Here is a 12661-nt window from a genome sequence, read left to right on the forward strand (position 1 = left end):
CGTGTGAGAGCAATTTCATTCGGGCCATTTATTTTAGGGAAATAACGTTATGAGCTACCAAGAAAAAAACGCTATGTCGCCGATTTTGGATGCGCTGGTTCCTATGGTGGTCGAGCAGACTTCTCGTGGTGAACGTTCCTACGACATCTATTCCCGACTGCTAAAAGAGCGTGTGATCTTCTTGACCGGTCAGGTTGAAGATCATATGGCCAACCTGGTCGTTGCACAGCTTTTGTTCCTTGAATCTGAAAATCCAGACAAGGATATTTTCCTGTACATCAACTCTCCAGGTGGCTCGGTAACGGCGGGTATGTCAATTTACGACACCATGCAGTTTATCAAGCCGAACGTAAGCACTGTTTGTATGGGCCAAGCCTGTTCAATGGGTGCTTTCCTACTGGCTGGCGGCGCGAAAGGCAAGCGATACTGCCTGCCTAACTCCCGCGTTATGATTCACCAGCCACTAGGCGGTTTCCAAGGCCAGGCTTCTGATATTCAGATCCATGCTCAGGAAATTTTGACGATCAAGCAGCGTTTGAATAACCTGTTAGCCGAACACACCGGCCAGCCGCTGGAAGTGCTTGAGCGCGATACTGATCGTGATAACTTTATGTCGGCTGAGCAGGCTGTTGAGTACGGCTTGGTCGATGCTGTTTTGAGCCACCGCAGCTAAAACAGCTATTTGCCCCGTTTACCTGATGGTTCGTTTTGCTGTCATGGTAACGGGGCAAAACGGCTTTAGTTGTTATACACTCAAAACAAGGCAATGACGGGGGAATCCCCATGAAGAGGTTAGCGAATGACAGATAAGCGAAAAGAGAGTGGTAGTGGAAAACTGCTGTACTGCTCTTTCTGCGGCAAAAGTCAGCATGAAGTTCGCAAGCTGATTGCAGGCCCTTCTGTGTATATTTGTGACGAATGTGTTGACTTGTGCAATGACATTATTCGCGAAGAAATAAAAGAAGTGATGCCAAAGCGCGATGGCAGCGAACTTCCGACACCTAAGGAAATTCGTTCCAACCTGGATGAGTATGTTATTGGTCAGAACCATGCGAAGAAGGTTCTGGCAGTCGCGGTTTATAACCACTACAAGCGTCTGCGCAATGGCGATACCAACAGTGAGGGTGTTGAGCTGGGCAAGAGTAATATCTTGCTGATCGGTCCTACCGGTAGTGGTAAGACGCTGCTTGCCGAAACCTTGGCACGTATGCTGGATGTTCCGTTCACCATGGCCGATGCAACCACGCTGACTGAAGCGGGTTACGTGGGTGAAGATGTTGAGAACATCATCCAGAAGCTTTTGCAAAAATGCGATTACGATGTAGCTAAGGCCGAGCGCGGCATTGTTTACATTGATGAAATTGACAAGATTTCCCGCAAGTCGGACAACCCATCGATTACTCGTGACGTATCGGGCGAAGGTGTTCAGCAGGCATTGCTGAAGCTGATCGAAGGTACTGTTGCATCGGTGCCGCCGCAGGGTGGTCGTAAGCATCCGCAGCAGGAATTCCTGCAGGTTGATACGTCGAAGATCTTGTTCATCTGTGGTGGTGCATTCGCCGGTTTGGACAAGGTTGTTGAGCAACGTGTGTCTACGGGTACGGGTATCGGTTTTGGTGCCGATGTTCGCTCGAAAGACGAGTCACGTACGCTAAGCGATCTGTTCGAGAAGGTTGAGCCAGAAGATTTGGTTAAATACGGCCTGATCCCTGAGTTCATAGGTCGTCTGCCTGTGGCGGCGATCCTGAGCGAGCTGGACGAAGACGCATTGGTTCAGATCCTACGCGAGCCAAAGAATGCCCTGACCAAACAGTACGGTGCGTTGCTTGAGCTGGAAAATGTCGAGCTTGAGTTCCGTGACGATGCATTGGTTGCGATTGCCCGCAAGGCAATGGAGCGCAAGACGGGTGCCCGTGGCCTGCGTTCGATTGTTGAAGCCGTGCTTCTCGACACTATGTACGAGCTTCCTTCGGCAGAAGGCGTAAGTAAGGTTGTTATCGATGAATCAGTTATTAAGGGCGAGTCTGAGCCTTTGCTGATTTACGAAAACACTGAAAATCAAGCCGCTGGCGCTGAGTAAACTCTGCACAGAGTGACGAAAAAAAGGAGGCATTGGCCTCCTTTTTTATTTTCTGCCGCATATCCCGTTGAATCTTGTCCCCAAGCCCCCATATACTCAGTAATAGAGTGAACGGAAGAGAGAATAATATGAACCTGGAGCGTTCGGAACGCCTTGAGATCCCCGTTCTGCCACTGCGTGATGTGGTTGTCTACCCGCATATGGTTATTCCATTGTTTGTAGGACGGGAAAAATCGATTCGCTGCCTAGAAGCGGCGATGGATGATAATAAACAAATTCTGTTGGTTGCCCAGAAGGAAGCGGCGACTGATGAGCCATCGATCAATGATCTCTACAACGTCGGTACGATAGCAACGATTTTGCAGTTGCTGAAGCTGCCTGATGGTACAGTTAAAGTGTTGGTTGAAGGTCAACAACGCGCCAAGGTTCACACGCTTAGCGATGATGATTTCTTCTATGCTGACGCAGAGTACCTGGTGACAGAAGAGATGGATGAGCGCGAGCAGGAAGTGCTTGTGCGCACCGCCATCAACCAGTTTGAAGGCTTTATCAAGCTCAACAAGAAAATCCCACCGGAAGTTCTGACCTCGCTAAACGGTATCGATGAGGCGGCACGTCTTGCTGACACCATTGCTGCGCATATGCCTCTTAAGTTGGCAGATAAGCAAAAAGTGCTGGAAATCACCGATGTCGTCGAGCGTCTGGAATTCCTGATGGCGATGATGGAGTCTGAGATTGACCTGCTGCAGGTGGAAAAGCGCATCCGCGGCCGCGTCAAGAAGCAGATGGAAAAGAGCCAGCGCGAGTACTACCTCAACGAGCAGATGAAGGCGATCCAGAAAGAGCTGGGTGAGCTTGACGATGCACCGGACGAATTCGAATCACTCAAGAAGAAGATCGAAGAGTCGAAGATGCCGGCTGAGGCGCGCGAGAAGACCGAGCAAGAACTGCAGAAGCTGAAGATGATGTCGCCGATGTCTGCCGAGGCAACGGTGGTACGCGGCTATATCGATTGGATGCTTAGCGTGCCGTGGCACAAGCGTTCAAAAGTGAAGAAAAACTTGGCGAAGGCCGAGGAAGTACTGAACGCCGATCACTACGGCCTTGAGCGCGTCAAAGAACGTATCCTTGAGTATTTGGCGGTTCAGAGCCGAATCAACAAGCTGAAAGGTCCGATCCTGTGTTTGGTTGGGCCTCCAGGTGTTGGTAAAACATCGCTGGGTCAGTCGATTGCTGCAGCTACCGGACGTAAGTATGTACGTATGGCCCTTGGTGGCGTACGTGACGAAGCGGAAATCCGTGGTCACCGTCGTACCTATATCGGTTCGATGCCGGGTAAGCTGATCCAGAAAATGGCCAAGGTCGAGGTGAAGAACCCACTGTTCTTGCTTGATGAAATCGACAAGATGTCCTCTGACATGCGTGGCGATCCTGCCTCAGCCTTGCTTGAGGTACTTGACCCCGAGCAGAACAATGCGTTCAACGATCACTATCTGGAAGTTGACTATGACCTGTCGGATGTGATGTTCGTGGCGACATCGAACTCAATGAATATCCCAGGTCCGCTGCTTGACCGTATGGAAGTGATCCGTTTGTCGGGTTATACCGAAGACGAGAAGCTGAACATTGCCAAGCGTCACCTGTTAGGCAAGCAGATCCAGCGTAATGGCCTTAAAGCCGGCGAGATTGACGTTGATGATTCCGCACTGATCGGCATTATCCGCTACTACACGCGCGAAGCGGGTGTGCGTAGCCTTGAGCGTGAGATCTCTAAGCTATGCCGCAAGGCAGTGAAAGAGATCCTGCTGAATCCGCAAACCAAGCAAGTGGTTGTTAATCAGGAGAACCTGAAAGACTACCTCGGCGTGCAGCGCTTCGATTACGGTAAAGCGGAAGACAGCAACCGTATTGGTCAGGTAACCGGTTTGGCATGGACCGAAGTGGGCGGCGATCTGCTGACCATCGAGACCGAATCTATGCCGGGCAAGGGCAAGCTGACCTACACCGGTTCGCTAGGTGATGTGATGCAGGAGTCGATTCAGGCGGCGATGACCGTTGTCCGGACCCGTGCAGAGCATTTGGGTATTGCGCCAGACTTCTACGAGAAGCGTGATATCCACGTACACGTGCCTGAGGGCGCAACGCCGAAAGACGGCCCGAGTGCCGGTATCGCGATGTGTACGGCACTGGTATCGAGCCTGACGGGCAACCCGGTACGCGGTGACGTGGCCATGACGGGTGAAATTACCCTGCGTGGTGAAGTGTTGCCGATTGGCGGCTTGAAAGAGAAGTTGCTGGCTGCCCACCGTGGCGGTATCAAAACAGTGCTGATCCCGAAAGAGAACGAACGTGATCTGGAAGAGATCCCAGACAACGTGATTGCTGATTTGGAAGTACGCCCAGTGCGCTGGATTGACGAGGTGCTGACGATAGCGCTTCAGAACAACCCAGCAGGCATTGAACTGGTCAACGCACAAAACAGTGACATGCAGCAAAGTTAATGTATGAAAAAACGCTTTCAGGGCTAAAAAGCCTTGTCAGCGTTTTTTTGTGTAGCTATAAGTTAGTTTTAATTTGCTGTTAGCTCAATAATATCAACGCTTGCCAGATTATTGGTGTTCTGTGCTGATATAATTAGACCTTATATATTTTTATCCGTGACATGTATTTTGCCCAGAAGGCCTTGCACGGATAGTGTTCATAGAGGGGATGAGATCGTGAACAAAACTCAACTAGTTGATAAAATCGCCGAAAATGCAGACATTTCTAAAGCATCTGCAGGACGTGCTCTTGATGCCTTCATCGAAGCCGTATCTGATAGCCTAAAAGCGGGTGATCAGGTTGCTCTTGTAGGCTTCGGTACATTTTCTGTTCGCGAGCGTGCAGCACGTACTGGCCGTAACCCTCAGACGGGCGCGGAAATTCAAATTGCAGCAGCAAAAGTACCTGGTTTTAAAGCGGGTAAAGCGCTAAAAGATTCTGTAAACTAAGCACCGGGTTGATGCCCGTTTGTTTTTTGGAACAAAGACTTATTCAAGTTGTCATAGCGATACAACTTCAAGTTGAATGTGCGTAGCAGCTTGGCATGATAAAGGGCGCATCCAATCGGTGCGCTTTTTTTACTTTGACAGTGTGAAAATTATTTCAGGTCTCGCCCTGTTAGCTTTCTTCACCGCTATGCCAAATCGAATCAGTAGGAGATACGGCAAATTATGATGGAGCGTATGCGCGAAGGCGCAAGCAGCATTTGGGTCAAGATCATTCTTGGACTCATTATTCTTTCTTTTGTTTTTGCAGGTGTAGGTAGTTACCTTGCCAGCGGCGGTCAGCAAGTAGCTGCTAAAGTAGATGGCCGTGAGATCAGTCAGCGCGAATTCGAGATGGCATATCAGAACGAGCGTAACCGTATGCAAAGCCAGCTAGGTGACTATTTCTCGACGTTGATGGGTGATCCTGCCTACGTTGAACAGTTCCGCCGCAGCGTGCTGGATCGTATGGTGAACGATCTGCTTATCGAAGAGCGTGCGAAGGCGCTGGGTATGCGTATCAGCGATGCGCAGGTTCGTCAGACTATTCTGGCAATGCCTGAATTCCAGCGCATGGGTACATTTGATAACGAACAGTACAACACATTGCTGCGCCGTGCCGGTATGACACCTGACATGTTTGCCGAATCGATGCGTACTGACCTGCTTCGCCAGCAATTGCTTCGTGCTCTGCAAAGCAGCGATTTTGCCCTGAGCAATGAGCTGACTGCGCTGACTAAGCTTGAGCAGCAGCAGCGTGAAGTACGTACGCTTACTCTGAATGTGGCTGACTTTACCAATAAAGTCGAAGTGACTGACGAGGAAGCCCGAGAGTTCTACGCACAGAATTCAGAGATGTACACGCGTCCTGATCAGGTGAAAGCGGCGTATATCGAACTGTCTGGTGACAATCTGAAGCAGACGCTGGTGATTAGCGATGCAGATGCCAAGGCATACTACGACGAGCACCCAGCCAAGTTTGGTTCAGCCGAGCAGCGTTTGGTTCGCCACATCCTTGTTGAAGGCCGTGGTAGCGAGGCGAAGGCCAAGGCTGAAGCGCTGGATGCAGAGCTGAAAGGCGGTGCGGATTTTGCTGCATTGGCTGAGAAAGAATCTGCGGATACGTTCAGTGCTAAGAACGGCGGTGAGCTGGACTGGTTCGAGCGTGGCGTGATGGATCCTGCTTTTGAAGACGCAGCATTTGCCTTGGACAAAGGCCAGATCTCCGGCGTGGTTGAATCTGATTTCGGTTTCCATATCATCAAGCTGGAAGATGTGAAGCCATCGAAGCTGAAGCCATTCGATCAGGTACGTGATGAAATCATTGCTGACCTGCGCGAGCAGCGTGCGGCAGAAGCATTCTACGACTTGCAGACTCAGCTAGCAGAGAAGGCGTTCGAAATGCCAGATTCGCTGGATGATGCAGCCGAAGCCGTTAATGCCAAGGTGCATGCTACAGGTTACTTCTCGCATGCGGATGCCCCGGGTGTGCTTAACAACCCTGCGGTATTGCAGGCGCTGTTCAGCCCAGAAGTTCGTGAAGATGGTCTGAACTCAGATATTATTGAGATTGCACCTGAGCACGTGGTTGTAGTGCGCGTTGATGACTCTCGTGATGAAGCGGTGCTTCCTTTCGAAGAGGTATCTGCCAAGGTTAAGAGTCAGCTAGCACAGCAGAAAGGCCAGGAGCAGGCGCAGGCGAAAGCCGACGAACTACTGGCAGCCCTGCGTGATGGCAAGGCAGATGTAGTCGCTGAAGAAGGTCTGAGCTTCTCTGCACCTGAAATGCTGACTCGTACCAGTGCAGAGCCTATGGTTGCTCAGGTAGCCTTTAGCTTGGCGAAACCAGTAGACGGCAAGCCTGTTTACGGTATGACCCGCGATGCCAAGGGTGACATGCTGATCATCGAACTGGACAAGGTGGTTGAAGCCACTGTTCAGCCAGTATCGGCAGACAGTCAGCTAGGCCAGCAGTATGCTCAGATGCTTGCTCAGCAAGATGTGATGACAACCCTACAGGTGTTGCGCAATACATCGGAAGTGAGCTTCCCAGTGGAAGAGCAATCAGCTGCAAACTAACAGGTAATTATTACGTTAGTCAGACGGGCCACCTTGTGTGGCCCGTCGTTTTTTTAGGGCCTGAAAATAATTGACTCTTTACTCGCCGGAGTGCACTCCACCACTCTGGTTATGTTTGGCACGATGGTACAAACATGACAAAAACATTAAAAGGAGAGTATGAATGAAACAGTCACTGAAAGGGATTTTGCTGCTGCTGGCTTGTCTGTGTTATCCGGGCGCAGCGGTATTGGCTGCAGAGAGCAGTCACGAGGGAATAGAAATCACTGTCAATATCAATGACGCCAATGCCGAGGAGCTGGATGAGCTGTTGGTGGGTATTGGGCCGGAGAAGGCTCAAAGCATCATTGAGTTCCGGACCCAAAATGGCAAGTTTACCTCGATAGAGCAATTGTCTGAGGTGAAAGGGATCGGCCCTGCTACGGTGGAGAAGAATCGTAAGCGGATTCAGCTGTAGGCGACCCCGAGTGTTATAGCTTTACCCTGCGAAGGAGAGAAGTGTGTGGTTCTCCTTTGTTTTGCATTATCAGAGTCAGACCTTGGGTGTTGTGGCTTTGTTTTTGGCCATTGATGCCAGCCCCCCGAATACAATTCCGCCCAGTGCGCCAGCAAGGTGCGCTTCGACCGCTACCCGGGCCCCGATCAGTTGTGCTGAACTGGCGGCTCCTCCGAAAAACTGCTCCCATAGAATTTTGGCAACAATCGCTGCTAGTAACCATTTACCGAGTTTGTCATGTTGTTTGATATCGGCCAGCGCCCCCCAGGCAAACAGGCCATGAAGCACTCCTGACAGCCCTGCGTACCAAGTTGTCGGCCATGCAAACAATGCGCATCCTACCCAGGCGGAAAGTCCGAGAAGTAGCAGGAATAACCGTTTAGGGCTCAGGTGATGGCGAAAACAGAAGGTTATAATTGCCAATCCCATGCTGTTCATTATCATGTGGGGCCAGTTGGTGTGGGTGAGGTTACCGGTGATAATCCGCCACAACTCCCCATTTTTAATCATGTCGCTCTGCCAGACCAACTGCGGCTGGATGAACGGCAGTTGTGCCAATGCCATTAAGGCGATCACAATGAGTACTGAAATACGTAAAGACAAGGCAACCTCGATGAGTCGTTACTGTGAGCAATGCGGCAAGGCGAAGAAAGCCTGTATTTGCCGTTGGATCCAAGTTATTGATGCTAAAACCGAACTTTGGATATTACAACACCCAAGCGAGGTTAAACGGGCAATTGGTACAGCCAGAATCCTGTCGTTGTCGCTTCCTAACAGCCGATTGTGGGTTGGAGAGGACTTTTCCTTGCACGAGGAAATTAACCATTTGCTGGCTGAGCCGGGGCGGCAGGCATGGGTGGTATACCCCGGTGAGCAGGCGGTTCCCATCTCTAGCCTGTGCTCGCAAGACGCAGCGAGTGCGACGGACGGGATACGGACATTGATCCTGCTCGATGGCACGTGGAAGAAAGCCTATAAGATGTGGCAGCTGTCCAGCAACCTGCAGCAGTTGCCGTCGGTGATGTTGGACAATGTCGAAAAAGGCAACTACCGGATCCGCAAGTCCCCGCGTGAAGAAGGGGTGTCGACCGTAGAGGCCGGTTTCCTTGCCCTGTCGGCGATGGACGGTGAAACGGATAAGTACTTGCCCCTTATCGACACCTTCAACAAGATGATTGAGTTCCAGATCCAGCAGATGCCTGCAGGGGTCTACCAGAAAAACTACGGCGCCTCCTAGAATCCATGTCCGTCGAGCCCGAACGATGATGAGGTAGAGGGCTGGAACAGGGTGCTGTAGAGGCGTTGGGCATAGCCATCGGTCATGCTGGAAATATAATCGGCAATCACCCGGTGCGGGTTTCCTCCGCTGCCTAGTGCCTCGCGCCAGCGTGCTCGGGTGCTTTCAGGCAGCAGTCGTTCGGGATCGGAGGCATAGGCTTCGAATAGCTCCATGATCAGCTGCTGGCCTTTGTATTCAACCAGCTGGATGTCGGGTTTGTGAACGACGTACTGGCTAACGAACTGCTTGAGGACATTGAGGACCTGCTCCATCGGTTCGGTGAGGAAAGCGTTCCATTTGAGCAGCGGCTCATCGTAGCTGTCGATACCGTTCTGGATTGCCGGGGCGATATGGATCGAGGTCAGCAGCGCGTTGACCATCGCGCCGATGGCATCCTTGCGCTGGTGGTGGTTGCCAAAGAGTTGGTCGCTAAGCGTGCCGATTCGCTCTTCAAGCCAGTACTCGCCACAATCGGCAAGCTTGCTGGCCGCCGCTTCCTGCCATTGGTCGCGGTTGACGATTCCCATCACAATGGCATCTTCCAAGTCATGCACGCCATAGGCGATATCATCGGCCAATTCCATGATCGAGCAATCTAGTGATTTGAATTGGGTTTTGTTGTGCTCGCGCGGGCCGATATCAGCAGCGCGCATCTGGCTAAACAGGGTTCGGTCGTTGCTGCTCAGGGGTTCCAGTACCCAGTTGAAGGTATCGGCATCGTCATGGTAGATCCCTTTTGCCGGGTGCCAGTCGCGAGCCTTGAGGTGACGGAAATTATGGACCGGTGCCGGCTGTTCGCTGGCTTGGGTCTGGCTGATGAAAGCCGGGTATTTGAGCAGGCCGAGCAGGGTACGGCGTGACAGGTTCATCCCGTAGTGTTCGGTGTAGGGTTCGAGCTGGCTGACGATACGGAAGGTTTGGGCGTTACCTTCGAAGCCGCCGAATTCGTGCATCATGTAATTGAGTGCCACTTCACCGCCGTGGCCAAAAGGGGGATGGCCGATATCATGAGCTAGGCACAGGCTTTCCATCAGGCTGGTGGAGGGGAGCAGGTTGCGAAATTCGGGCTGCTTGATTTTTAGCTGGGCGACGATCCCTGTTCCGATCTGCGATGCCTCAAGGGAGTGGGTCAGGCGGGTGCGGTAGAAATCATGGTGTCCGGCGCCGTGGACTTGGGTTTTCGCCTGTAGGCGGCGAAAGGCGGCCGAGTGAAGAATTCTTGCCCGGTCTCGCTGGAAGGCCGAACGGTGGTCGTTGCGGCGCATCTTTTGTTCGTTGCTTTTGCGTGCTTCCCAGATTTCACCGGAAGGTACTGTTGTGGTTAACATTGTCATTAGCTGATTTCGTCCAGAGTTAAGTTGAAGCTGTCGACAAAGGTATCGAGGAAGTAGCGCATTTCCGGTGTTGAGCGGTCAGCGAGGGTCTTTTCAAGGTTCTTTTTGGCGGAGGTAAATTCGTGGTTGCCGGCATTGAGCTCTTCGAGGCATTTGAGGTAGGCACAAAGGCTGTCGGCCTGTTTGACGATAGCGTAGTCGTCTTTGTCGATACGGTGACTATCGAGCAGCGGGGCATAATCGTCGTGGAACTCTTCCGGTAGCATCGATAACAGTTTTTGCTCTGCTGCCAGTTCGATTTTCTTGTATTCCTCTGCAATGGCCGGGTTGTAGTACTTGATTGGCGTTGGCATGTCACCGGTGAGTACTTCGCTGCAATCGTGGAACATGCCGAGCAGGGCTATGCGCTCGGGGTTGGTGTTGCCGCCGAATTTTCGGTTCTTGATCAGGGCGAGGGCATGGGCGACGAAGGCGACTTGAAGGCTGTGCTCGGAGATATTTTCGGTTTCGACGCTGCGCATGAGCGGCCAGCGTTGGATGAGTTTCATCCTGGCGAGGTGTGCAAAAAAATGGCTCTGTTTCATGATCTACTTCTTGTTGGTATCGCGTGATATTGAGGATTGTACCGCTGGTTTATGTAAGGTAGCTGACAGGATTACGTTACCAGATCTGGACACGGGTCAATAGTAAATTTGTTGGGTATAAGTATAGCGAGGGAATGGATGGCCAAGCGGATAAAAGAAACCCCGCAGAAGCGGGGTTTGAAATTACTGGCGGTAGCCTGACAGGAAGCGCTCCAGTCGGCCGATGGCCAGCTCGAGGTCGTCGACCCGTGGCAGGGTAACGATACGGAAGTGGTCAGGCTGCTTCCAGTTGAAGCCGGTACCGTGGACGATCAGCACTTTTTCCTGCTGGAGGAAGTCCAGCGCCATGCGTTGGTCGTCGATGATGTTGAATTTCTTCTGGTCCAGTTTCGGGAACAGGTATAGCGCGCCTTTCGGCTTGACGCATGAAACACCCGGGATCGAGGTCAGCAGTTCGTAGGCTTTGTCGCGCTGTTCAAGCAGCCGACCGCCCGGCAGGATAAGCTCGTTGATACTCTGGTAGCCGCCGAGAGCGGTTTGAATCGCATGCTGCATCGGCACGTTGGCACACAGGCGCATAGAAGAGAGCATTTCCAACCCTTCGATGTAGCCTTTGGCAACGTGCTTCGGCCCAGAAAGTACCATCCAGCCAGCACGGAAGCCACACACGCGGTATGATTTCGACAGGCCATTGAACGTCACGCAGAACACATCGTCTGCCAGCGAGGCAATGGATGTATGCTGCGCACCTTCGTAAAGGATCTTGTCATAGATTTCGTCGGCGAAAATAGCCAGTTTGTGTTGACGGGCAATTTCAACGATTTCCAGCAGGAAATCACGGCTGTAAACCGCGCCGGTTGGGTTGTTCGGGTTGATCAGCACGATGCCGCGGGTGTTCGGGGTGATTTTCTTGCGGATATCGTCGAGATCCGGATACCAGTCAGACGACTCATCACAGACATAGTGCACGGCCTTGCCGCCTGACAGTGAAACGGCTGCGGTCCACAGCGGGTAGTCCGGTGACGGGATCAGCATTTCGTCGTTGTTGTTGAGCAGTGCCTGCATAGCCATGACGATCAGCTCGGATACCCCGTTGCCGATATAGACATCTTCGACATCGATATCGCGCATGCCGCGTTTTTGGTAGTGCTGGACAACGGCTTTGCGAGCCGGGTAGATCCCTTTGGAATCACAGTACCCCTGCGAGGTCGGCAAGTTGCGGATTACGTCAACCAGAATTTCATCTGGGGCGTCAAAACCAAACGGGGCAGGGTTACCAATATTAAGCTTGAGGATTTTGTTTCCTTCCTCTTCCATGCGCTTGGCATGTTTGAGGACGGGCCCGCGAATGTCGTAGCAGACATTATTGAGTTTGGATGACATCCCGATGTTATGCATTGGCTGATACTCTGTAACTTTTAGTGAATATCCACAAATTACACTATGAAACCCTATAAAATAAACACCTATCGGGTGAATATAGGGATAAATAGTTTTTTATATTATTAAATTCTTCCTTGGGTGAAAGATTACGCTACTTTGGCGGTTTTTTTAGGCTCGATTGGCTTGGAAAGCAGTAGGAAATGTTACTTTGCGTGGTTCTGCTCGGGATTTAACCAATATAGAACCGAGGTTTTGCCCTGCATTGGACACATTGGTGTACAGTTTGGTGGAGTGGTTGCGTATGCCGAGATGAGAGTGGTAAGAAACTAAACATCGTAGGTATATGATGAGATGTGAAAATTCGTGTTGAGTCATTACTTTATTAGTCAGAATACGATAA

General features: G+C 51.5%; 11 protein-coding genes. 7 read left to right on the forward strand and 4 right to left on the reverse strand.

The genetic code is table 11. The annotated features are described in order from the left end of the window. Positions 1-49: 49 nt before the first annotated feature. From clpP to ACSF8X_RS07105, 6 genes are all read left to right on the forward strand, one after another. The gene (clpP, locus tag ACSF8X_RS07080; RefSeq protein ID WP_047880104.1) at positions 50-673 is read left to right on the forward strand and encodes an ATP-dependent Clp endopeptidase proteolytic subunit ClpP; all 624 of its coding nucleotides are present in this window, start codon (positions 50-52) and stop codon (positions 671-673) included. Between the two features lie 126 nt (positions 674-799). Then, on the forward strand, positions 800-2080 hold the full coding sequence (clpX, locus tag ACSF8X_RS07085) for an ATP-dependent protease ATP-binding subunit ClpX (protein WP_047880103.1): 1281 nt from the start codon (positions 800-802) through the stop codon (positions 2078-2080). A gap of 128 nt (positions 2081-2208) precedes the next feature. Further along, positions 2209-4581, forward strand: coding sequence for an endopeptidase La (gene lon, locus ACSF8X_RS07090; RefSeq protein WP_047880102.1), 2373 nt, complete (start codon positions 2209-2211; stop codon positions 4579-4581). 216 nt (positions 4582-4797) lie between these two features. Further along, entirely contained in the window at positions 4798-5070 is a 273-nt protein-coding gene (gene hupB, locus ACSF8X_RS07095) for a nucleoid-associated protein HU-beta (protein WP_047880101.1), read from the forward strand. Positions 5071-5292: 222 nt separating this feature from the next. Further along, positions 5293-7185, forward strand: a complete 1893-nt coding sequence (gene ppiD, locus ACSF8X_RS07100) for a peptidylprolyl isomerase (protein ID WP_500851025.1) — start codon at positions 5293-5295, stop codon at positions 7183-7185. A gap of 163 nt (positions 7186-7348) precedes the next feature. Then, positions 7349-7642 carry a ComEA family DNA-binding protein gene (locus ACSF8X_RS07105; protein WP_500851026.1) on the forward strand — a complete coding sequence of 98 codons (294 nt, stop codon included), beginning with the start codon at positions 7349-7351 and terminating at the stop codon, positions 7640-7642. A 75-nt stretch (positions 7643-7717) separates the two neighbouring features. Here ACSF8X_RS07105 and rrtA read toward each other — a convergent pair whose 3' ends face one another. Continuing rightward, positions 7718-8284 (reverse strand): rhombosortase, encoded by a 567-nt coding sequence (rrtA, locus tag ACSF8X_RS07110; RefSeq protein ID WP_053062533.1) that lies wholly within the window; start codon positions 8282-8284, stop codon positions 7718-7720. 10 nt (positions 8285-8294) lie between these two features. Between rrtA and ACSF8X_RS07115 the strand changes: the two genes are divergently transcribed. Further along, positions 8295-8918 carry a tRNA-uridine aminocarboxypropyltransferase gene (locus tag ACSF8X_RS07115; protein WP_500851154.1) on the forward strand — a complete coding sequence of 208 codons (624 nt, stop codon included), beginning with the start codon at positions 8295-8297 and terminating at the stop codon, positions 8916-8918. Here ACSF8X_RS07115 and ACSF8X_RS07120 read toward each other — a convergent pair. The 3 genes from ACSF8X_RS07120 to ACSF8X_RS07130 all read right to left on the reverse strand — a co-directional run bounded on the left by ACSF8X_RS07120 (position 8915) and on the right by ACSF8X_RS07130 (position 12276). Further along, entirely contained in the window at positions 8915-10294 is a 1380-nt protein-coding gene (locus ACSF8X_RS07120) for an anti-phage deoxyguanosine triphosphatase (protein ID WP_500851027.1), read from the reverse strand. The genes ACSF8X_RS07115 and ACSF8X_RS07120 overlap by 4 nt on opposite strands. Continuing rightward, complete coding sequence (gene yfbR, locus ACSF8X_RS07125; protein ID WP_047880097.1) at positions 10294-10878, reverse strand: 5'-deoxynucleotidase; 585 nt, start codon at positions 10876-10878, stop codon at positions 10294-10296. Before yfbR ends, ACSF8X_RS07120 begins: the two co-directional genes overlap by 1 nt. A 183-nt stretch (positions 10879-11061) precedes the next feature. Next, complete coding sequence (locus ACSF8X_RS07130) at positions 11062-12276, reverse strand: pyridoxal phosphate-dependent aminotransferase (protein ID WP_047880096.1); 1215 nt, start codon at positions 12274-12276, stop codon at positions 11062-11064. Positions 12277-12661 lie beyond the last annotated feature (385 nt).

The sequence above is a fragment of the Photobacterium panuliri genome, assembly GCF_059920555.1.